Origin of the sequence: Pontibacter rugosus (assembly GCF_042678745.1) — a bacterium.
GTDB classification, from domain to species: Bacteria; Bacteroidota; Bacteroidia; order Cytophagales; family Hymenobacteraceae; genus Pontibacter; species Pontibacter rugosus.
This window is the reverse complement of sequence record NZ_JBHTLD010000070.1, coordinates 1-20,780: the sequence shown is the minus strand read 5'-3', so window position 1 is coordinate 20,780 and position 20,780 is coordinate 1. Positions and strand designations below refer to the sequence as shown.

Sequence of the window (20,780 nt, the reverse complement as noted above, 5' to 3'; positions counted from 1 at the left end):
TAGAAGGCTTATTTGTTGCCGTCTACTTCTTCATAATCTACGTCAGTTACGCCGCCATCATTATTGGCTGCGCCACCTGCATTGGCTCCGGCATTAGCCTGGCCATTGCCACCTGGCGCTCCCTGGCCTTCAGCACCCTGCGTAGCGGCATACATCTCCTGAGATGCTGCGCTCCAGGCATTGTTCAGCGCTTCTAGTGCAGCGTCAATACCAGCAACGTCTTTTGCTCCGTGTGCAGTTTTCAGCTGGCCCAATGCCGACTCGACGTTCGACTTATTGCCTTCAGAAAGCTTATCGCCATACTCTTTCAGCTGCTTCTCAGTCTGGAAGATCATAGAGTCAGCAGTGTTCAGCTTCTCAATTTCTTCCTTCGCCTTCTTATCAGCTTCAGCGTTGGCTTCTGCCTCTTTGCGCATCTTCTCAATTTCCTGCTCGCTCAGACCAGAAGAAGCCTCAATACGGATCTTCTGCTCTTTGCCTGTGGCTTTATCTTTCGCAGTTACATGCAAGATACCGTTCGCATCAATATCAAAGATCACTTCAATTTGAGGAACTCCGCGTGGTGCTGGTGGAATATCCGACAGGTGGAAACGACCGATGGTGCGGTTGTCTTTTGCCATAGGGCGCTCACCCTGCAGCACATGTATCTCTACAGACGGCTGGTTATCAGAAGCAGTCGAGAAAGTCTCAGACTTCTTCGTAGGAATCGTAGTGTTAGACTCGATCAGTTTGGTCATTACACCGCCCATTGTCTCGATACCCAGTGAAAGTGGCGTTACGTCCAGCAGGAGCACGTCTTTTACCTCACCAGTTAACACACCACCCTGAATCGCAGCACCAATAGCAACTACCTCATCCGGGTTTACACCTTTAGAAGGCTTCTTGCCGAAGAACTTCTCTACTTCTTCCTGTACTTTCGGAATACGGGTAGAACCACCTACCAGAATCACCTCATCGATGTCAGAAGTAGACAGGCCAGCATCTTTCAGGGCCTGACGGCATGGCTCCATAGAGCGGCGGATCAGGTCATCAGACAGCTGCTCGAACTTAGCGCGCGTCAGCTTGCGTACCAAGTGTTTCGGCACACCATCAACCGGCATGATGTATGGCAGGTTGATTTCTGTCTCCTGAGAAGAAGAAAGTTCGATCTTCGCTTTTTCAGCAGCTTCTTTTAAGCGCTGTAGTGCCATTGGATCTCTGCGCAGGTCAATGCCTTCGTCGTTTTTGAACTCATCAGCCAGCCAGTTGATAATGACAGAGTCAAAGTCATCACCACCCAAGTGTGTGTCACCGTTTGTAGAAAGTACCTCGAACACACCGTCACCTAGTTCCAGTATCGAGATATCGAACGTACCACCACCAAGGTCAAATACTGCAATCTTCTGGTCTATGCTCTTCTTATCCAAACCGTAAGCAAGCGCTGCTGCTGTTGGTTCGTTAATAATACGCTTTACTTCAAGGCCTGCAATTTGTCCGGCTTCTTTTGTAGCCTGGCGCTGTGCATCGTTAAAATAAGCTGGTACGGTAATAACCGCTTCCGTTACAGTAGTACCCAGGTACTCTTCTGCAGTAGCCTTCATTTTCTGAAGTACCATGGCAGAGATTTCCTGTGGTGTATACTCTCTTTCGCCAATCTTAACACGCACGGTGTTGTTGCTGCCTTGCCCTACGCTGTAAGACACCTGCTTCGATTCTTCACTTACTTCATTGTAGCTGTGGCCCATGAAGCGCTTGATAGAAGCGATGGTGTTCTGAGGGTTTGTGATTGCCTGGCGTTTGGCAGGATCACCTACTTTACGCTCGCCGTTTCCGTTATCTAAAAAAGCAACGATAGACGGAGTTGTGCGGCGGCCTTCGCTGTTAGGAATTACAACTGGCTCATTACCCTCCATTACAGCAACGCAAGAGTTCGTTGTTCCTAAGTCAATACCTATTATTTTTCCCATTCTATAGCTTTATTTATCTTTCTTGTTTTAAATCCATGTTTGATACTTTTCATTTATCAAGGGATGTGCCAAGGGGGAAATGGCATGTAATTTATGTCAATATGTCAGAATAGGTCAGGTGAAATTCGGTTTTGGCTGATCTGCTCTCCTGAAGTTCCTGTTATCAGGACACTTTTGCGGTGTTGGCTGGCAGGTGCTACTAATGCAGTACTACTGCTGTAGCAGGTCTTGCCTTAGCTTTTCTACTTGTTGATGGTACAAGGGCAGTAAATCGCTTAAACCTTCTTTAGGCGAAGTATACGTAAGCTGCACCTGCTTTTCTCCCAGTTTGTATGAGAGCAGCCCTTGTTCTGTTTCTGACACGTAGTAAAGTTTTGCTGGTTCTGCGGCAGTGGAAACAATATAAGAATGAAAGGTGAAGTTGTTTGTGATGCGCCGCTGGGTAGGAGCACGCTCGTTTAAATACCGCTGTGTAACAACTGTGTCTAGCTGGATATGACTTTCTATTTGTGTAATGCTCCGGATATCTCCTTCTTCAAACCGCCACTGCTGTACCTGGTGTGGCCCCTGTATCTGTTGGGTATAAGTTGCTTTTGCCAACTCAAGGTATGCTATCAGGCTGAACAGCTGCATATCGTTGGCCACTGTCTGCACAGACGGATTAAGTATACTGTTGTCGCTGATGAAGTGACTGTTGCTTTGCTGTAGCCTTGTTAGATCTTTTTGCAGATCCTGTTGCAGTTTCAACTCACCCGTGTCAGTCAGTATAAGGGCGAGCAGCAAGGGGAGCAGTGTTTGTAGGAAAGCCATGGCAGGTTGTTTTATACTTTATACTTCTCCAACTGTAAACGTGAACTAAAAATTTTATAGCCTTGAGTTGTCTACCACATTCCAATTGATTTTACCGTTGCTTACTGTATACTTCAATAACATATAACCGCCATTGTGGCCGTCTTCATAGTAAGCCATGGCATAGCGGTCGTTTAGTATGCGGCTGTCACGGATAGCCATAGAGCCTCCTAACACGCCATCGGCAGGGATAAGCTTGCTCTGCTTCCGGTTCAGGTCGTTCATTAAATCTGATTCAGGGTTTTGCAGGCCTTTTTGCTGCAGGCGCTGCACATCACCTTGGCTTAGGGTGCCAAGCTCATCTACAAAAGCGGCTCCTCCGGGAGGTACAAGATCCATCGTGTCCGGCGGCAGCATCATATCTTCCAGCGAATCGGTGGCTTCTGACTGCTGTTCCAGTTCCGTGTTAATGTCGGCTACCTGGTTATCGGCAATAGTCAAGCGACTTTCGGTTTCATTCTTTTGCCAGTAAAAGTAGATTGCCAGGAAGAGGAAAACAGCGGCTAGTATCCAGGGTAGGGTGCTTTTCATGAATCTTGTTTTGAGTATAAAAGTAAATTTATCTGATGTCTTAGTTTATACTTTTGGTTGCAGTAAAAGATGCTGCGGATACATTATAATTCTAAAGCAAAAGCCTGCCTCAGTAACGAGACAGGCTTTTCTTTGTTATTTATGCTTTTCTGATGCTTGACTAGATCGTCTGGTTTACGTCAAAGTTCTCCAGGTAATCAGCCACACGGCGTACAAACATGCCACCCAAAGAGCCATCCACTACGCGGTGGTCATAAGAGTGCGACAGGTACATGAAGTGACGCACACCGATCAAATCACCTTCCGGCGTCTCGATTACGGCTGGCTTCTTCTTGATCGCGCCAACGGCCATAATGGCTACCTGCGGTTGCATGATAATAGGCGTACCCATCACGTTTCCGAAAGAACCAACGTTAGAAACCGTATATGTACCACCGGCCAGATCATCCGGAGTCAGTTTGTTCATGCGGCCACGGTTTGCCAGGTCATTCACCTTTTTGGTCAGGCCGTTCAGGTTCAGCTGGTCTGCGTTCTTGATATTCGGCACAATCAGGTTTCCGCTTGGCAAAGCTACAGCCATACCAATGTTAATGTCTTTGTGGCGGATGATGGTACCCCCGTCTACAGACACATTGATCATAGGGTAATCCTTTATCGCTTTGGCAATGGCATCTATAAAGATAGGAGTGAAGGTAAGGTTTTCGCCTTCGCGCTTTTTATACTCGTTTTTCCACTTGTTTCTCCAGTTCACGATGTTGGTAACGTCTGCCTCCACAAAAGAGGTTACGTGCGGAGAGATGCGCTTGCTATCAACCATACGGTCTGCAATCATCTTGCGCATGCGGTCCATCTCAATCAGCTCTACGTTGCCACCATAAGAGGCAGCAGGTTTAACCTGAGGAGCTGCTGGTGCAGGGGTAGCGGCAGTTTTTTGCGGCTGGGCCTGTGGAGCAGGAGTACTGGCAACAGGTTCAGCAGCCTGAGCCGGTGCGTTTTTACGGCTTTCTAGGTAAGTCAGGATATCTTTTTTAGAAACACGGCCTTCGCTGCCGGTGCCTGGCACAAACTCCAGTTCCTGCATAGAAATACCTTCTTCGCGGGCAATATTCAGCACTAAAGGCGAGTAGAAACGGCCAGTGGCAGGTTGGTCAAGCTTGGCAGTGGCATTAGCAGAAGCGGTTGATTCGCTTTGCTGTGGCTCCGCTTGAGGCGCAGCCGTGGCAGGTGCTTCAGTAGCGGCAGCAGGAGCAGAAGAACCTGTGTCTTCGCCATCGGTAGAGATAATAGCGATAGGTGCGCCAACGGCTACCACATCACCTTCCTGTACCAGTATCTCCTTCAGTACACCACCTTGTAAGGCTGGTACTTCTGTATCCACTTTATCTGTAGCCACTTCCAACACCGATTCATCCTGCTCAATAGTGTCTCCCACGTTTTTGAGCCATTTCAGAACGGTACCTTCCATGATACTCTCGCCCATCTTGGGCATAACCATTTCTACAAGTGCCATATATGTCTTTATTCGTTTTTCGTTGATCGTTTTTTGATTCCAGCTATAAGTATAGGTCAGAACAAATCTGACAAAGAGCAGCGCAATTTCAAAGTTTTACCAGTTGCGACAACACTTGCTAAAAGTCTTGTGTCTTGGGTCCTGATACTTGTGTCTTTTTCAAATTTGCAAAACAAAGTTAAGGATTTTACCCTATTCCTCAACCGTTGCGTTTAAACTTTGCCGCACCAGGTTCAGCACTGCCATCGTGGTATATTCTATGTTGATCAGCCTGTCTTTGTTAAAGTTGAGCAGTTTTGCCACCGTTTGGTTTTTATCTGCATAGGCAATCCAGATGGTGCCAACTGGTTTCGCAGCTGTTCCGCCGTCCGGGCCAGCTATGCCACTTGTTGCCAAACCAATATCGGCATTAAATTTCTGGCGCACGTTTTCGGCCATCTCCCGCACAGTAGCCTCGCTTACGGCACCATGCTGTTGCAGGGTTTCCTGTTTCACGTGCAACTCCCGTATCTTCACCTCATTATGATAGGCAATAACACTGCCTTGATAATAGGCAGAACTGCCACTTATACTTGTGATTTTATGCGCCAGAAAACCTCCTGTGCAACTTTCTGCGGTGGCAACAGTAAGTCCACGCTCTTTCAGCATTTGCCCTACGGCCTCCTCCAGCTTTACCTCGCCATAGGCAAATATATGGTTAGGGATGATGTCTTTTAGTTTATCAACCTCCTGCTGTAGTTCCTGTTCCAGTTTTTCCCTATCCATACTTTGGCCGGTGAGACGCAGGCGCACGTTGCCCAGGTGAGGGAGGTATGCTAGTTTTAGGTGAGGCGGCAGGTTCGTCTCCCAGTTTTCCAGTCGTTCTGCAAGTATAGATTCTGGCAAACCGATTGTCTGGACTACTTTGTGCATGATCTGCGGCGTTTTAAAGTAAGCTTGTAGCTGGGGCAGTACCGTATCGTTCATCATGCGCTTCATCTCAAAAGGCACACCCGGCATCGAAACAAATACTTTCCCATCCTGCTCAAACCACATGCCCGGTGCGGTGCCCAGTACATTGCGCACCGGTGTACATGCCTCAGGTAAAAACGCCTGCTGTCTGTTTAGCTCAGTTATCTCTCTGCCTCTCGATTTAAAAATCTCGGTTACATCGGCCAGCGAAGGCTCGTGCAGCTTTAGCGAAGTCTGGAAGTAGGCGGTAAGTACCGTTTTTGTCAGGTCGTCTTTGGTAGGGCCCAGGCCGCCGGTTATCAGGATGATGTCTGCCCTTGTTTTGGCCTCGTCTAAAGCTTGAACGATATGTTCCTCTGCATCAGAAATAGAGGTGATCTGCTTTACCCGAACCCCGATTTTTGTTAATTCAGTACCCATCCAGGCCGAGTTGGTGTCTACTATCTGTCCATAGAGTATTTCGTCTCCGATGGTGATGATTTCAGCAATAACTGCTTTCATATATATTTTGGTCTGATTTGTGCAATAGTCTGTTAAACCTGATAAAGGTAAAGATGTTGCTTAAAAGCGACACAAGTAGCAAGACATAAGATGTAAGACTTTTGTCTGGGTTAGTATCAAACTGTAAATTAACAAAAAGCATACATGAAGAAATTACTTTACACCTCGCTGGTTGCAGTGGCAGTTGGTGCCTCTGCCTGTTCGGTAACAGATATCCAGCGCACGATGGATGGTGTGATTGCCGCAGGTGGAACGGGCACGCTAACGCAAACGGAAGTGGCATCAGGCCTGAAACAGGCGCTTGAGGTAGGAATTAATAATGGAGCCGGGCAAGCATCGCAAACAAACGGGTACTTTGGCAATCCACTGATAAAAATACCTTTTCCGGAGGATGTGCAGCGTGTGGAGAACACCTTACGCCAAATCGGTTTAGGCGATCAGGTAGATAAGTTTGTGCTTACCCTGAACCGAGGCGCTGAGGATGCAGCTAAAAGTGCGATTCCAATTTTCGTGAGTGCCATCAAGCAAATGACCATTCAGGACGCATGGGCTATACTTAAAGGAGATAAGAATGCCGCCACGCAGTACCTGAAGCGCACTACATCGCAGCAACTATACAATACCTTTAACCCGATCATGGTAAAGTCGCTGGAAAAGACCAATGCCACCCGCTACTATACCGACATTGTGAACCAGTACAATAAGATACCGCTAACGCAGAAGGTTAACCCGGATCTGGACGATTATGCAACACAAAAAGCCATTGATGGACTGTTTGTGTTAGTAGCCCAGGAGGAGGCGAAGATACGTGAAAACCCTATGGCGCGCACTACTGACCTGCTGCGCCGAGTGTTTGCCCAGCAATAGCAGGCAGTTAGCCAAATATAAGTTTAATACCATACAGGCACCCGCTCCGCCAATAGGCAGAGCGGGTGTTTTTTTGTGGAACATAAACTTCTCAATGAAAGTACAATACAGCAAAATTCGAAATGATGCGCTGCTTTATACTTTACCTACACAACTATGGCAAACAAACCTTTCCACTACACCGCACTTACAAAAGAAAAAGACTTGGATGTTCTGATTGATGAAATAGGAGATGCCCGGGTGGTGATGCTCGGCGAAGCATCGCATGGCACTTCAGAATATTATACCTGGCGTACCGCAATTTCGCGCCGACTAATACAGGAGAAAGGCTTTAAGTTTATTGCAGTAGAAGGCGACTGGCCGGAGTGTTATGTGGTAAACCGCATGGTAAAAGGCTACCAAACTACGAGTAAAATTGCCGATGTGCTTCAGGTATACCGGCGCTGGCCTACCTGGATGTGGGCTAACTGGGAAGTAGCTGCACTGGTAGAGTGGCTGCGGGAGTATAACAACCAACGGAGCAGCCCCGATAAAGCAGGCTTTTATGGTTTAGATGTATACAGCCTGTGGGAGTCGCTGGACCAGATTGTGCGCTATCTGGAGCAGACAGACGGGCAGGCTGCCGAGGCAGCGCGCAACGCTATCAGTTGTTTTGAGCCTTTCAACCGAGACCCGCAGGTATATGCACAAGCTACAGCTTTTGTGCCTACCGATTGTGAGCAGGAGGTGATTGAGATGCTACAGAAAGTACAGCAGCAGCGTGTATTTACAGACGACCCCGAACAGGAATTTAACACGAAGCAGAACGCTTTTGTAGCTGCCAATGCTGAGAAATATTACCGCGCCATGGTGCAGGGCAGTGGCAACTCCTGGAACGTGCGCGACGGGCACATGATGGACACGCTGGATAGGCTACTGGAGTTTCATGGGCCGGATGCAAAGGCTATCGTTTGGGAGCATAATACGCACATCGGAGACGCCCGCTGTACGGACATGTCTGATCACGGCATGTATAATATTGGCCAGCTGGCAAGGGAGAAGTATGGCCGTGAAAATGTGAAGCTGGTTGGTTTTGGTGGTTATCAGGGAACAGTGATAGCAGGAAAATCGTGGGGTGCACCGATGCAGAAGATGGATGTGCCACCAGCTGTGGAAGGTAGCTGGGAGGCAATGCTGCACAACATCAGCACGGATGATAAAATCATACTTTCCAGCGACCTGCGTGACGTGCCAGAACTACAGAAACGTATCGGGCACCGTGCCATTGGGGTGGTGTATGATCCAAAAATAGAAATGTTCGGCAATTATGTGCCAACAGTTATACCTGAACGCTATGATGCGTTTATCTACTTTGAGGACACAGAGGCTGTACACCCGCTTCGCATGAAGAACCATGGCGGCAGAGAGCCCGATCTATACCCTTGGAATTATTAAGTGCCGAGGGCGCTTAATAATTAGTTCTGAGTCTTGAGTTCTGAGTCACGAGTCTTATAAACTTATAAAACTCGTGACTCAGAACTCAAGACTCAGAACTCTACAAGCTACCCCCTCATGATCAGGTAATAAATATAGGCCACGTACACGAGCAGAAAGAAGATCCCGTTCCAGCGGTCGATGGCGTTGCGCTTCCCGATAGGCATGGCTATAATCAGCAAAGTACTGGCTATAATCATCATGACCACATCCGAATTGCTCATGACATTGAAAGGCAGCGGGTTTATCAAAGCGCTTATGCCCAGAATCCAGAGCAGGTTGAAAATATTAGAGCCTACCACGTTGCCAACTGCTATATCGATGTTGCGGCGGTAGGCTGCCATGGCTGAGGTAACAAGTTCAGGTAAGGAGGTGCCGATTGCCACTACGGTCAAGCCAATAAAAGACTCACTCAGGCCAAACGATTGGGCTATACTTACAGCTCCATCCACTACCCATTTGCCACCCAAAAACAGGCCAGCCATTCCCAGCAAAATGTAAAGTATAGACTTACCCATAGACATGACAGGTGTGCCATCGTCAGGTAAAACTTCGTCTTTGTTTGTTTTGGCTATATTATAGATGTATACCATAAACAGCACAAAGAAGAAAAGCAGAATGCCGCCATCTAAGCGACTGATGAACAAGCCAGCCTGGTTGTCGAGCAGGGTAGCGTTAGCCAAAAATCCTACCAGCAGCGTGGCTATCAAAGAAAAAGGTATTTCTGTGAGTATGGTGTTTCGCCTGATGGGCAACGGGCAAATAATGGCGGTAACACCAAGTATAAGCAGCAGGTTAGCTACATTGCTTCCAAACACATTGCCAATGGCCAACTCAGACTGCCCTTGTAAGCTGGAAAGTATGTTGATGATAAGCTCTGGAAGAGACGTTCCAAAGGACACAATCGTCAGACCAACTACCATGTCTGGCAGGCCGTAGCGTTTGGCGATAGAGGAAGCTCCCTCTACCAGCACATCGGCACCTTTTATCAGAAATACAAAACCAAGTATGAATAGAATGTATAGGAGCATGCTGCGTTTCTGTCTAGTTAAAAGCTGCTTTAGGCGGCCTTAAAAAAAATGGCTGCCCAAACTAAGGTAAGAGCAGCCACCAATTGTCTTTAGTAGTTTACTAGGCCATGTTGTGGTATACTGCCTGCACGTCGTCGTCTTCCTCAAAGCGCTCCACAAGGCTTAACACCTCTTCTTCCTGCTCTTCGGTTAGTTCTGTACGGGTAGTCGGGATGCGTTGTACATCTGCACTTACCACTTCAATGCCTTTCTCTTCAAGGCCTTTCTGCATGTTGCCAAACTCAGTAAAAGGCGTCTCGATGATGATCTCACCTTCGTGCTCGTATATTTCTTCTGCTCCGAAATCAATCAATTCCAGCTCCAGTTCTTCTAAGTCTACGCCTTCGGCAGGTATCTTAAAGATGCCCTTGCGGTCAAACATAAAGTCCAAAGAACCGGTTTTGCCCAGCGAGCCGCCGCCTTTAGAAAAATGCATACGTACGTTGGCAACGGTACGGTTCAGGTTATCAGTCGCGCACTCAATTACAATGGCGATGCCATGTGGTGCATATCCTTCGTATACTACCTCTTCGTAATCTTTTTCCTCTTTTGAAGAAGCTCGCTTTATGGCTGCCTCGATACGATCCTTGGGCATGTTAACGCCTTTGGCGTTTTGGATGGCCGTACGCAGGCGCGAGTTGGTATCAGGGCTAGGGCCGCTTTCTTTCACGGCCATTACTATCTCTTTCCCGATGCGCGTAAAGGCCTTCGACATTTTGTCCCAGCGTTTAAACTTACGGGCTTTTCTAAATTCAAATGCGCGTCCCATAGTGTGATTTTTGTCTGTTTACAAAGTTAGGCAGCTTCAACTTAATATGGTAGCATTAGCGCTAAAAATGCTGCTACACCCGTGGTTTAGCCGTAGCCGAATGATAATCTGAAATCCGCAGCTGCTGTTCACAAAAACTGTACTCGTGCTGAATGTTGGAACCAACAATGATCAGTCTGCCAGTCTTATTCTGTGCCACATGCTCCTGGTACCAGGCCACGCCTTCCTGATCAAGGTTTGTGGTGGGCTCATCCAGCAATAGGAGTGAGGTGTCGGAGTAAATGGCTATACCCAGTTTCAGGCGCTGCTTCATACCAGATGAGAAGTCCTTTACAAATTTGTGCTTCGATTTATGCAGGCCCATGCGGTCTATCAAAGCAGTTGTAGAGAGCTGCTGGCGCAGAGGCTTGAAACGTGTATGGAAGTCCAGCATCTCCAGTAAAGAAAACTCTTCCACCAGCTCCAGGTAAGGTGCCGTTAGCGATAAATGCCGATAAGCCTCGTCTGGCTGAATTTTTTTGCCGTTAACAGTATACTCCAGCTGCCCCTCACTGTAAAGGTTGTGCCCGGCAATAATTGTAAGAAGAGTGGATTTCCCGGAACCGTTATGCCCAAGTATGGCATAAGAGGTGCCTGACTCAAACGTATAAGTCAGGTTCCGGAAAATCCACTCGTAGTTATAGCGTTTACCTAAGCCTGTTAGGTTAATTTGCATCTTTTGCGAAATAGCCTTTGATTATGCCACGTCCAGAGTTGCGCACAAAGTTGATTATTTCGTCGCGCTCACGGCTAGGCGATAGCTCTACTTCTATTTTATCGAGTGCCTGGCTGTTGTTCAGGCCGTTCAGGAACAGCAGGCGGTATACGTGCTGTATATCGTTGATCTGCTCACTAACATACCCTCTGCGGCGCATACCGATAGAGTTGATGCCTGCATAGGAAAGCGGCTCGCGGGCAGCTTTTACAAAAGGAGGCACATCTTTCAGCACCAGTGATCCACCGGAGATAAAGGAGTGAGAACCTACTTTTACAAACTGATGAATGGCACTCGTAGCGCTGATGATGGCAAAATCACCGACTTCCACGTGGCCAGCCATTTGTACGGCGTTACCTACAATGCAATTATCACCTACTGTACAGTCGTGCGCAACGTGTGCGTAAGCCATAATAAGGCAGTTGCTTCCGATTACAGTGCGCATCTTATCGATGGTGCCGCGACTGACAGTTACAAACTCACGGATAACGGTGTTGTCTCCGATATGAGCAGTAGTTACCTCACCGGCAAACTTAAGATCCTGCGGGATAGAGGATACCACGGCACCAGGAAATATTTTGCAGTTTTTCCCGATGCGTGCACCTTCCATGATCACGGCATTGGAGCCGATCCAGGTACCTTCTCCGATTTCCACATTTTTGTGAATGGTGGCAAACGGCTCGATAACTACGTTCTGCGCGATTTTAGCCTCTGGGTGTACGTATGCTAATGGCTGGTTCATGCGTCTTTTTTTACTATACTTGCCGACATCTCTGCTTCCATTACCAACTGGCCTGCTACAAAAGCCTGACCACTCATTTTGGCAATGCCGCGTTTTACGGGCGCCAGCAACTCACATTTGAAAATTATTGTATCACCCGGAACTACCTTACGCTTAAAGCGGCACTTGTCAATGGCAAGAAAGTATGTCCAGTATTCTTCAGGATTCTCTACAGTGTTCAAAACCAAGATGCCACCTGTCTGCGCCATGGCCTCAATCTGGATCACGCCCGGCAGCACTGGGTTGCCCGGGAAGTGGCCCTGAAAGAAAGGCTCATTCATGGTTATGTTTTTAACGCCGGTAACGGTGGTTTCGTCTAAGTGAATGATTTTATCGATCAGCAGGAACGGATAACGGTGCGGCAGGGTAGCAGCAATCTGGTTGATATCCATTACCGGCTTCTTCTTAGGATCGTAGGTAGGCACGTTTTTAATCGTAGCCTCGTGGATCATCTTTTTCACCTTTTTAGCAAATGCCACATTGGCCGCATGGCCTGGTCGCGCTGCCAGAATCTGGCCTTTGATCGGGCGTCCAATCAAGGCAAGGTCTCCAATCAGGTCAAGCAGTTTATGGCGGGCAGGTTCGTTCTTGTAGCGAAGCTCTGTGTTGTTCAGAATGCCCTCTTCCTTCACCTCAACCTTCTGCTTCTTCAGCAGGTCGGATAGGTGTGTGAGTTCATCTTCCTGTACTACACGGTCTACAATCACAATGGCATTGTCAAGGTCTCCGCCTTTGATCAGGTTTTGCTTGTAGAGCATCTCCAGCTCATGCAGGAACACAAATGTGCGGCAGGAAGCTATTTCCTTTTCAAACTGGTTGATATCGGTAATAGAGGCATGCTGGCTACCAAGTACAGGCGAGTTATAGTCCACCATCACCGTCAGGCGGTAATCGTCTAGCGGCAGCGCTGCTATCTCCACACCACGGTCTTCGTCAATGTAACTGAGGCCTTTGGGAATTTCAAAGTAGTTGCGTAAGGCGTTCTGCTCCTGCAGCCCTGCTGCATGCAATGCCTTCACAAACTCGATAGATGAACCGTCCATGATGGGAGGTTCAGGGCCATCCAGCTGAATCAGCACGTTATCTATTTGAAGTCCGACCAGGGCAGCTAATGTGTGTTCTACCGTGTTTACGCGTGCGCCATTCTGCTCTATTGTCGTTCCCCTCGAAAGGTCTACCACATTATCAACATCTGCGGCTACAATAGGCTGGCCAGGTAAATCAATACGCTGGAATTTGTACCCATGGTTGATTGGCGCCGGTTTAAACGTCATATTAGAAACCACGCCGGTGTGCAACCCAATGCCCGATACAGTTACCGGAGCTGTAATGGTGTGCTGTTTATCGTTCATTAACGTATCTGTAGTCAGTCGTGTTAAGTACTCGCTTTTAAATAACAAGAGCGGCAGCTAAAGCGCTGCCGGTGCACTTGTTGCAGGTGGCGTTGATTCTTGGCCTTGCCCTGCAAACTTAAGATATTATATAAGCTATTGCCAATTTTTATAGAGAAACTAGCCTGTGCTTTTAGTATAAACTGCTGATTTATACCTTCTCTTTCAGAAACTCCAGGTCGCGCTGTAATTCAGGAAGCTTACGGAATACGGTCATGGCGCGCAGGTTTTGCTTGTAATCAAAAGCAGGGGAGCCCTGGATGATGGTGCCCTCTTTCTTTACAGACTTAGATACGCCTGATTGTGCCCCGATCGTTGTTTTGTTGGCGATGGTAATATGACCCACTATGCCTACCTGGCCCGCAATTACGCAGTTTTCTCCAATTCGGGCTGATCCGGAAATCCCTGTTTGTGAGGCAACAACGGTATTGGCGCCTATTTCAACATTATGTGCTATCTGCACCAGGTTGTCAATTTTTGTTCCTTTGCGGATTATGGTGGAGCCCATCGTCGCACAATCAATGGCTGTGTTGGCACCAATAGAGATATCATCTTCCAGCACCACATTGCCAATCTGTGGAACGGCTTTGTAGGTACCATCGGGCTGCGGAGCCCAGCCGAAGCCGTCACTGCCCAGAACAGCACCAGAGTGAATGGTGCAGTTGCTGCCCACTACTGTATTGGTATAGAGCTTAACGCCGGCAAAAATGGTGGTGTTATCACCTATATGTACGTTATCGCCAATATACGCCTGCGGAAAAATGCGGACGTTATTGCCGATTTTGCAGTTAGCGCCAATGTAGGAGAATGCACCACGGTAATGGTTCTCGCCAATATGGCTACCCTGGCCCATAAAGCATGGTTCTTCTACACCTGTTTTTGAAGCAAGTAGTGCAGCCTGGTAGTATTGCAACAGCGTAGAGAAGCTGGAATAAGGATCTGCCACCCGAATAAGTGTAGCTGTTGTATCTTTTTTCAGCTCCAGCTTATCAGAAACGATGACAGCGCTGGCATTCGTGCTATATAAGTATGGCTCATACTTAGGGTTAGATAAGAATGCAAGTGCACCTGTCTGGGCTTCTTCTATTTTTGCTAAAGTGCTGACCCTGACAGAACTATCTCCCTCTACCTTGCCATGAAGCAGTTCAGCTATCTGTTGAACAGTAAATTCCATTTTGTAAAATTAGAGCAAAAACTTAAAAACGCTAATGCTATGGGGGTGCAAACTTAACAAAAACTTCTTGCGCATCACATCTTGTTTTAGAATATAGTTTGGCTTCTGCCAGGCTGAAGTGCTAGCTGTGTCCTGATATGTGTGTCTGCTGGCGCAAGCTTTCGATTTTACAGCTCCTTCCGCTGGTGCGAGGTTTCAACTCGTGTAGTATAATGGTGTTGAGTTGAAACTTCAACCAGCTTGTAAGACATACCTGTATAGCCTCGGCCATACTTGTTGCGGTTCTTCTCCCATTGCCATCCCCGCTGGCGCTAGCTTGCAGCTAGTGCCTATTTTAGGCAAAGCCATCCCTGCTACAGCCGCGGCCATACTTGCAATGGTGTCAGCCATACTTATATATATACTGCTTTTTGCATCTTCAACCAAGCTATCTTATCTAGTTGCCGTTCATCCTCCAGCTCCCAAATGCCTATTGTTTCACTTTATACTTTGGAGCGCTCAAGCCCGCGAGGGCTCGTCTTCCTGTATCGCGCTGTGTATCCTCCCTTTGCTACCCTTCGGTCGCAATGCCCTTTAGGGCACCGGGATGCTACAAGGCGCTCAACAGAAAGACTGGGAACAGATTCGATAGCTACTGTTTTCACTATACAACAAGTATAAACTGTCCCCTTGGATGGATTACAGGAGTGTTTACTGCTGCTGATAATTCCCCTCCTTAGGCAAAGCTATGATTAGGACGCATCTACTTATGCTTCAGTTTTTAACTGTGTGGGTATGCAGACCTTAAAATCTGCCACGAAAGCTGAAAGCTTTCCCCTTTTCAACCACAAGATGTAATCTTGCGGTAGTTTTTTACACAGCATATAAATGGCAACTTCCAATTCTCCTAATAGTATAAAGCCTTATACACTATTATAAGATTACTTCTCAGTGTGCTACTTCCTTTGGATAGCATACAAAGTGCTTCTCTACTTTATAGCTCAAGGCTCTGATGTTCGGAAGGTCTGACGCTTCGGCCACATCCACCACATAGCCTGTTTTGGTGAGCATATCGATGGTTTGTCCCTCCACATCATAGGCGTTATTGCTTATCTTGCCCGAAATCATCAGGTATTTTACCTCTTCTTCAGATATCTTATACTTCTCCTGCACCAGTTCGCTTATACCTAGCAGCATATCCTCTTCGATAGGCTTACTGGATATAAATACTTTAAACAGTTTGCGGTTCAGGATGCTCTGAGACAGGTATGAAAGTATAAAATCAGGATGCGTGGCCCATAACTTAATGCCACCCCACACATCGTGATCATCCAGGGCTACGAAGCGCTCCAGTATGCTTTTATCGTTTTTAAAGTCATCCATGGTTAGGTCAGAGGCCAAAAAGAACTGGAGGCAAGGGCTCGCTGGCACCTCCACCCCGCGCTGCATCAGCTCCCGGGCACGCTGCACTACCCGAAGCACCATATGCTCGGCGCTAATTACGGTTTTGTGCAGGTATACTTGCCAGTACATCAGGCGGCGGCTCACCAGGAAGTTTTCTATACTATAGATGGCCTTTTCTTCCACCACTAGTTTGTCGTTGGCAACATCCAGCATTTTAATGATGCGGTCGGCACCAATCTTCCCTTCATACACACCGGTATAAAAGCTGTCGCGGTTCAGGTAATCCAGACGGTCTACGTCCAGCTGGCTTGAAACGAGCTGGTGGAAGAACCGCCGATCATAGTTATCTTTGAAGATATCGATGGCTAAACTCAATCTTCCGTCAAAATGCTCGTTAAGCATATGCATGATGTGCATGGAGAGGTGCTCGTGGTGCACATTTTTGAAGATAGCGGTTTCCAGGGCGTGTGAAAAAGGCCCGTGGCCAATGTCGTGCAGCAGTATAGCGATCAGCGATGCTTCAAATTCAGTATCGTTTATTTCGTTATTTTTACTGCGGAGCGTCTGCAGTGCTGTGTCCATCAGGTGCATGGCACCCAGTGCATGGTGGAAGCGCGTGTGCAAAGCCCCGGGGTATACCATCTCCGTCAGGCCAAGTTGCTTTATGCGGCGGAGGCGCTGGAAGTATGGATGTTCAATAATATCAAACGTGAGATGAGTTGGGGCTGTGATGAACCCATAAACCGGGTCGTTGAATATTTTTTTCTTGTTCACAGGGAGGAGATGCGAAAGATTTGGAAATTAGATGTTCTGAAAATGTATGCCGTTAAGGTATTAGCAAGTATAAATCATTAACAAGCTAACTATACCGCAAGTTTGCAACTTGTGGTGATCATGGCAAGGTTTCAAGTTGTGTAAAGGTATAAAAATGAGCGTAGCGCCAGTTACAAACTGGCTGTCAAGTATAGCCACAAGTTACGCTGTCGCTAAACTTGCGGCATGGTTAATGTCGCTGTCATCCCCCTGCCCCTTTCAAAGGGGCAGGGGGATGAGCAAGTATGAAGCGCAGTAAAACCGCTGAAGCTTTATGATTTAACAACTAAGCCACTTAAACGTTTAACCAATTAACCTGGTGCTAAACTAAAGTATAATAAGCTCTATTTACCAGCTAAAGAACTGACAAGTATAAAACTATGCAAAGATACAATATTTTATGGGCCGATGACGAAATCGACCTGCTTAAGCCACACATCCTTTTTTTGGAAGACCGTGGCTATGACATCACACCTGTAAACAGTGGGGCAGACGCTATAGAAGAGTTCCGCGACAAGAACTTCGACATTGTGTTTCTGGACGAGAACATGCCCGGTATTAGCGGTTTAGAAACCCTTACAGAGCTTAAGAACCTGCGCCCGACGGTGCCGGTAATTATGATCACCAAGAGCGAAGAAGAGCACATCATGGAAGAGGCCATCGGGTCCAGAATCTCTGATTACCTGATTAAGCCGCTAAACCCAAACCAGATACTGCTCTCAGTTAAAAAGATACTGGATAATAAGCGCCTTGTGAGCGAGAAAACCAATATGAGCTACCAGCGCGACTTCAGGCAGCTGGGGATGTCGTTTGGTGAGCGCCTTAGCTCGGTAGAATGGGCAGATATTTATAAAAAGCTGGTGTACTGGGAGCTGGAAATTGACGAGACGGAGAATAAAAGTATGGCCGACGTCATCAACATGCAGAAAGACGAGGCAAACTCTAACTTCGCCCGCTTCATCATGGAAAATTATGAAGATTGGATAAACGGGGATGAGGATGCGCCGCTGATGTCACACCAGTTGTTTAAGGAGCGTGTTTTTCCGTTGATGAAGGAGACTGATCGGCCTGTATACTTTCTGCTGATAGACAACCTGCGCTATGACCAATGGAAGGTGCTGGAACCGCTTATTCTGGACTATTTCACAGTGGATGCAGAAGAGATGTTCTATTCTATACTTCCTACCACAACGGCGTACGCTCGTAATGCCATTTTCTCCGGTATGATGCCCACAGAAATAGCAAAGAAATACCCGAACCTGTGGGTTGGAGATGACGAAGAAGAAGGAAAGAACCTGCACGAAGCTGATTTCCTTGATATTCAGTTTCAGCAAAACAAGGTGACAGATAAGCACAGCTATCACAAAATCACCAATGTGGCAGCCGGAAGAGATTTGCTCAGCAAGTTCAGCAACCTCGACAACAATAAGCTGAACGTGATTGTGTATAACTTCGTTGATATGCTTTCGCATGCTCGTACCGACAGTAATATGGTGCGCGAACTGGCGCCAGATGAGTCAGCTTATCGCTCTATTACTAAATCATGGTTCCTGCACTCGCCCCTGTTTGAAACACTGAAAGCCATAGCAGATAAAAAAGGCAAGCTTATCATTACCACTGACCACGGTACTATCCGTGTTAAAAAGCCCTTTAAAATCATTGGGGACCGTAATACCAACACCAACCTGCGCTACAAGCATGGCAAGAACCTGGGCTACACCGATAAAGATGTATTCACTGTTCCTAAACCGGAACGATTTTTCTTGCCTAAAGCAAACGTTTCCACTACGTTTGTATTTGCGATAGAAGATTACTTCTTCGCTTATCCGAATAACTTTAACTATTATGTAAACTACTACAAAGATACGTTCCAGCATGGGGGCATATCGTTGGAGGAAGTTATCATACCGTTTATAACGCTTACACCTAAAAATGCATAGCAACAGTACGGGAACTGAAGTGGCACAACTAAAGATGTCGTCGTTGGAGGATTTGCCAGCGACGGCTTCTGTGCTTTTAGCGGAAGCTGCTAACGAGCCTGTTATCTTGTTTGAAGGAGCCATGGGCGCTGGAAAAACAACACTCATTAAAGAACTTTGCCGGCAGCTGGGTGTGCAGGAGAATGTAAGTAGCCCTACCTTTGCTCTGGTGAATGAGTACGAAGGTGAGGCCAGGAAACTTATTTACCATTTTGACTTTTATAGGATCAATGAAGAGCGTGAGGCGTTGGATATAGGGGTGCTTGAGTACCTGGATTCGGGAAACCTTTGCCTGATAGAGTGGCCATCCATGATTCCGAATCTGTTGCCGGAGCATTACCTGCTGGTGCAACTGCACGCGGATGAAGAAGGTTTGGAGCGTACGATGATTATAAACAGAGTTTGATATGACGGAGAAGTTTGCCGTAGAATTAGGGAAGATAGCTACAAGCCAGGCACTATATCCTAAAGAGTCGATGCTGACTGTGGAGGATAGACGCCGTAGCCTGTTTATTGGCATTCCGAAGGAATCGTCGTTTCAGGAAAACCGTATCGGACTAACGCCTGACGCCGTGAAGCAACTTTCTGACCAGGGGCATCGCATTTGGATAGAGACTGGTGCTGGAAGCCCTTCTAAATATTCAGACCATGAGTACTCTGAAGCAGGTGCCAAAATTGTTTATGCTACGGATGAAGTGTATGAAGCGGAGATCATACTAAAAATAGCTCCTCCTACTTACGACGAAATAGATTACCTGCGTCCCGGCCAGACGCTGATTTCTGCCTTGCATTTTGGTAACCTGACTGCTGATTATATTAACGCGCTGCTACGCAAGAAAATTAATGCCCTCTCGTTTGAGTTGATTCGTGATAAATCAGAGGCAAAACCAGTAGTGCGCGCCATGAGCGAAATTGCCGGAAGTACTGTTATGCTGGTGGCCGCTGAATATTTGAGCAGCAGCAACGAAGGGAAAGGCATTATACTTGGCGGTATTACAGGAGTGGCTCCAACCAAGGTGGTTATACTTGGTGCAGGCACTGTAGCAGAGTATGCAGCCCGTGCCGCCCTAGGTATGGGAGCAGAAGTAAGGGTGTTTGATAACCACATTTACAAGTTACGCCGCCTAAAGCACAATGTAGGGGCTCAGATTTTTACATCTACCCTGGATAAGACAGTGATGTACAGCGAGATTAAGCAGGCGGATGTGGTAATTGGCGCTTTTGTGGCCGACGAAGGCCAGATTACCTGTGTAGTGGAGGAGGGAGTAGTAGCCCAGATGAACCCAGGATCTATCATCATAGACGTGTGCATTGACCAGGGCGGCTGCTTTGAAACGTCAGAGATCACTTCGCATTCACGGCCCATTTACCGCAAGTATGACATTATTCACTACTGCGTGCCCAATATTCCTTCGCGCGTACCGCGCACCGCTTCACAGGCACTAAGTAACATCTTCACGCCTATTTTTACCGAGTATTCCAAGTATGGCGGTATAAATGAAGTGCTGTTCATGAACGAACATTACCGTAGCGGGGTGTACATCTACAAAGGGAGTTTAACCAACGCCCATATCGCCAAAAAGTTCGGTATGCGGTATAAAGAGCTGGGCCTTATGATTGCGGTGAGGAATTAGGGTTTCTAGAATAAATAGCTTCTACTGAATTAATTGTTCATAGCTATAGCATCCATCAGTAAGTAAAATTCCCCTATTTAGATAAGCAAGGGCTAGGGGTGGTTTAATCTGACTGCTGTAACCAACTAGCAGCTGTGCCTGTAACTGTGCTACTTTAAGCCTTATCTCTGTCTACTTATTTTACTTTCCGAAGCACCGGAATTATAATATTTTGAAGCTGCAAGCTTTTTATCTCAGATGTTAAGAGTACCTTTGCCAATTCATAGCTTGAATTTCTGTAGATAAGTTGACCTTACTTAAGTGTAACTTAAAAGCTGTAACTTATGGTAGGTAAACAGTTGTTAGCAGCTATTCAGGCTAACGCTCAAAGAAGTATATTTTACAAATAGATTCAACATAAGAGT

Annotated in this window: 18 protein-coding genes; 5 read left to right on the top strand and 13 right to left on the bottom strand. The window is 47.0% G+C overall.

From position 1 onward, the window contains the following. Nucleotides 1-8 precede the first annotated feature (8 nt). From dnaK to ACFQ2O_RS09605, 5 genes are all read right to left on the bottom strand, one after another. Nucleotides 9-1,946, bottom strand: a complete 1,938-nt coding sequence (gene dnaK, locus ACFQ2O_RS09625) for a molecular chaperone DnaK (protein ID WP_377526414.1) — start codon at nt 1,944-1,946, stop codon at nt 9-11. A 210-nt stretch (nt 1,947-2,156) separates the two neighbouring features. Next, nucleotides 2,157-2,756, bottom strand: coding sequence for a hypothetical protein (locus ACFQ2O_RS09620; RefSeq protein ID WP_377526411.1), 600 nt, complete (start codon nt 2,754-2,756; stop codon nt 2,157-2,159). 54 nt (nt 2,757-2,810) lie between these two features. Further along, complete coding sequence (locus ACFQ2O_RS09615) at nt 2,811-3,326, bottom strand: hypothetical protein (protein WP_377526408.1); 516 nt, start codon at nt 3,324-3,326, stop codon at nt 2,811-2,813. Nucleotides 3,327-3,486: 160 nt separating this feature from the next. Further along, nucleotides 3,487-4,836 carry a dihydrolipoamide acetyltransferase family protein gene (locus ACFQ2O_RS09610; RefSeq protein ID WP_377526405.1) on the bottom strand — a complete coding sequence of 450 codons (1,350 nt, stop codon included), beginning with the start codon at nt 4,834-4,836 and terminating at the stop codon, nt 3,487-3,489. A 192-nt stretch (nt 4,837-5,028) separates the two neighbouring features. Beyond that, nucleotides 5,029-6,288 carry a competence/damage-inducible protein A gene (locus ACFQ2O_RS09605; RefSeq protein ID WP_377526402.1) on the bottom strand — a complete coding sequence of 420 codons (1,260 nt, stop codon included), beginning with the start codon at nt 6,286-6,288 and terminating at the stop codon, nt 5,029-5,031. A gap of 144 nt (nt 6,289-6,432) precedes the next feature. Between ACFQ2O_RS09605 and ACFQ2O_RS09600 the strand changes: the two genes are divergently transcribed. Next, nucleotides 6,433-7,155: a DUF4197 domain-containing protein gene (locus ACFQ2O_RS09600; protein ID WP_377526400.1), complete on the top strand. Its 723-nt coding sequence runs from the start codon at nt 6,433-6,435 to the stop codon at nt 7,153-7,155. 156 nt (nt 7,156-7,311) lie between these two features. After that, nucleotides 7,312-8,589, top strand: coding sequence for an erythromycin esterase family protein (locus ACFQ2O_RS09595; protein ID WP_377526397.1), 1,278 nt, complete (start codon nt 7,312-7,314; stop codon nt 8,587-8,589). Between the two features lie 107 nt (nt 8,590-8,696). Here ACFQ2O_RS09595 and ACFQ2O_RS09590 read toward each other — a convergent pair whose 3' ends face one another. The 8 genes from ACFQ2O_RS09590 to ACFQ2O_RS09555 form a co-directional block, all read right to left on the bottom strand. Continuing rightward, nucleotides 8,697-9,659: a calcium/sodium antiporter gene (locus tag ACFQ2O_RS09590; protein ID WP_377526393.1), complete on the bottom strand. Its 963-nt coding sequence runs from the start codon at nt 9,657-9,659 to the stop codon at nt 8,697-8,699. A gap of 100 nt (nt 9,660-9,759) precedes the next feature. Next, nucleotides 9,760-10,467 (bottom strand): YebC/PmpR family DNA-binding transcriptional regulator, encoded by a 708-nt coding sequence (locus ACFQ2O_RS09585; protein ID WP_377526390.1) that lies wholly within the window; start codon nt 10,465-10,467, stop codon nt 9,760-9,762. A 73-nt stretch (nt 10,468-10,540) separates the two neighbouring features. Beyond that, complete coding sequence (locus ACFQ2O_RS09580) at nt 10,541-11,182, bottom strand: ABC transporter ATP-binding protein (RefSeq protein ID WP_377526387.1); 642 nt, start codon at nt 11,180-11,182, stop codon at nt 10,541-10,543. Further along, nucleotides 11,172-11,963 carry an acyl-ACP--UDP-N-acetylglucosamine O-acyltransferase gene (gene lpxA / locus ACFQ2O_RS09575; protein WP_377526384.1) on the bottom strand — a complete coding sequence of 264 codons (792 nt, stop codon included), beginning with the start codon at nt 11,961-11,963 and terminating at the stop codon, nt 11,172-11,174. The genes ACFQ2O_RS09580 and lpxA overlap by 11 nt, the downstream gene beginning before the upstream one ends. Next, nucleotides 11,960-13,354, bottom strand: coding sequence for a bifunctional UDP-3-O-[3-hydroxymyristoyl] N-acetylglucosamine deacetylase/3-hydroxyacyl-ACP dehydratase (locus ACFQ2O_RS09570; RefSeq protein ID WP_377526380.1), 1,395 nt, complete (start codon nt 13,352-13,354; stop codon nt 11,960-11,962). Before ACFQ2O_RS09570 ends, lpxA begins: the two co-directional genes overlap by 4 nt. A gap of 190 nt (nt 13,355-13,544) precedes the next feature. Beyond that, a complete protein-coding gene (gene lpxD, locus ACFQ2O_RS09565) occupies nt 13,545-14,567 on the bottom strand; it encodes a UDP-3-O-(3-hydroxymyristoyl)glucosamine N-acyltransferase (protein WP_377526377.1) in 1,023 nt (340 codons plus the stop codon). A 231-nt stretch (nt 14,568-14,798) separates the two neighbouring features. Beyond that, nucleotides 14,799-14,957, bottom strand: a complete 159-nt coding sequence (locus tag ACFQ2O_RS09560; protein ID WP_377526374.1) for a hypothetical protein — start codon at nt 14,955-14,957, stop codon at nt 14,799-14,801. Between the two features lie 537 nt (nt 14,958-15,494). Then, nucleotides 15,495-16,724 carry an HD domain-containing protein gene (locus ACFQ2O_RS09555; RefSeq protein ID WP_377526370.1) on the bottom strand — a complete coding sequence of 410 codons (1,230 nt, stop codon included), beginning with the start codon at nt 16,722-16,724 and terminating at the stop codon, nt 15,495-15,497. Between the two features lie 419 nt (nt 16,725-17,143). Here ACFQ2O_RS09555 and porX point away from each other — a divergent pair, with 419 nt between their 5' ends. From porX to ACFQ2O_RS09540, 3 genes are read left to right on the top strand one after another with little or no spacing between them, the layout of a single operon-like run. Further along, nucleotides 17,144-18,703, top strand: coding sequence for a T9SS response regulator signal transducer PorX (gene porX, locus ACFQ2O_RS09550; RefSeq protein WP_377526367.1), 1,560 nt, complete (start codon nt 17,144-17,146; stop codon nt 18,701-18,703). After that, nucleotides 18,696-19,148: a tRNA (adenosine(37)-N6)-threonylcarbamoyltransferase complex ATPase subunit type 1 TsaE gene (tsaE, locus tag ACFQ2O_RS09545; RefSeq protein WP_377526364.1), complete on the top strand. Its 453-nt coding sequence runs from the start codon at nt 18,696-18,698 to the stop codon at nt 19,146-19,148. Before porX ends, tsaE begins: the two co-directional genes overlap by 8 nt. Nucleotide 19,149: 1 nt before the next feature. After that, entirely contained in the window at nt 19,150-20,376 is a 1,227-nt protein-coding gene (locus ACFQ2O_RS09540) for an alanine dehydrogenase (protein ID WP_377526361.1), read from the top strand. The last annotated feature ends 404 nt before the right edge of the window (nt 20,377-20,780 follow it).

What these genes read in the sequence shown, in the direction of transcription:
- dnaK (WP_377526414.1), bottom strand. Translation starts at nt 1,946, where the DNA reads ATGGGAAAAATAATAGGTATTGACTTAGGAACAACGAACTCTTGCGTT.
- ACFQ2O_RS09620 (WP_377526411.1), bottom strand. Translation starts at nt 2,756, where the DNA reads ATGGCTTTCCTACAAACACTGCTCCCCTTGCTGCTCGCCCTTATACTG.
- ACFQ2O_RS09615 (WP_377526408.1), bottom strand. Translation starts at nt 3,326, where the DNA reads ATGAAAAGCACCCTACCCTGGATACTAGCCGCTGTTTTCCTCTTCCTG.
- ACFQ2O_RS09610 (WP_377526405.1), bottom strand. Translation starts at nt 4,836, where the DNA reads ATGGCACTTGTAGAAATGGTTATGCCCAAGATGGGCGAGAGTATCATG.
- ACFQ2O_RS09605 (WP_377526402.1), bottom strand. Translation starts at nt 6,288, where the DNA reads ATGAAAGCAGTTATTGCTGAAATCATCACCATCGGAGACGAAATACTC.
- ACFQ2O_RS09600 (WP_377526400.1), top strand. Translation starts at nt 6,433, where the DNA reads ATGAAGAAATTACTTTACACCTCGCTGGTTGCAGTGGCAGTTGGTGCC.
- ACFQ2O_RS09595 (WP_377526397.1), top strand. Translation starts at nt 7,312, where the DNA reads ATGGCAAACAAACCTTTCCACTACACCGCACTTACAAAAGAAAAAGAC.
- ACFQ2O_RS09590 (WP_377526393.1), bottom strand. Translation starts at nt 9,659, where the DNA reads ATGCTCCTATACATTCTATTCATACTTGGTTTTGTATTTCTGATAAAA.
- ACFQ2O_RS09585 (WP_377526390.1), bottom strand. Translation starts at nt 10,467, where the DNA reads ATGGGACGCGCATTTGAATTTAGAAAAGCCCGTAAGTTTAAACGCTGG.
- ACFQ2O_RS09580 (WP_377526387.1), bottom strand. Translation starts at nt 11,182, where the DNA reads ATGCAAATTAACCTAACAGGCTTAGGTAAACGCTATAACTACGAGTGG.
- lpxA (WP_377526384.1), bottom strand. Translation starts at nt 11,963, where the DNA reads ATGAACCAGCCATTAGCATACGTACACCCAGAGGCTAAAATCGCGCAG.
- ACFQ2O_RS09570 (WP_377526380.1), bottom strand. Translation starts at nt 13,354, where the DNA reads ATGAACGATAAACAGCACACCATTACAGCTCCGGTAACTGTATCGGGC.
- lpxD (WP_377526377.1), bottom strand. Translation starts at nt 14,567, where the DNA reads ATGGAATTTACTGTTCAACAGATAGCTGAACTGCTTCATGGCAAGGTA.
- ACFQ2O_RS09560 (WP_377526374.1), bottom strand. Translation starts at nt 14,957, where the DNA reads ATGGCTGACACCATTGCAAGTATGGCCGCGGCTGTAGCAGGGATGGCT.
- porX (WP_377526367.1), top strand. Translation starts at nt 17,144, where the DNA reads ATGCAAAGATACAATATTTTATGGGCCGATGACGAAATCGACCTGCTT.
- tsaE (WP_377526364.1), top strand. Translation starts at nt 18,696, where the DNA reads ATGCATAGCAACAGTACGGGAACTGAAGTGGCACAACTAAAGATGTCG.
- ACFQ2O_RS09540 (WP_377526361.1), top strand. Translation starts at nt 19,150, where the DNA reads ATGACGGAGAAGTTTGCCGTAGAATTAGGGAAGATAGCTACAAGCCAG.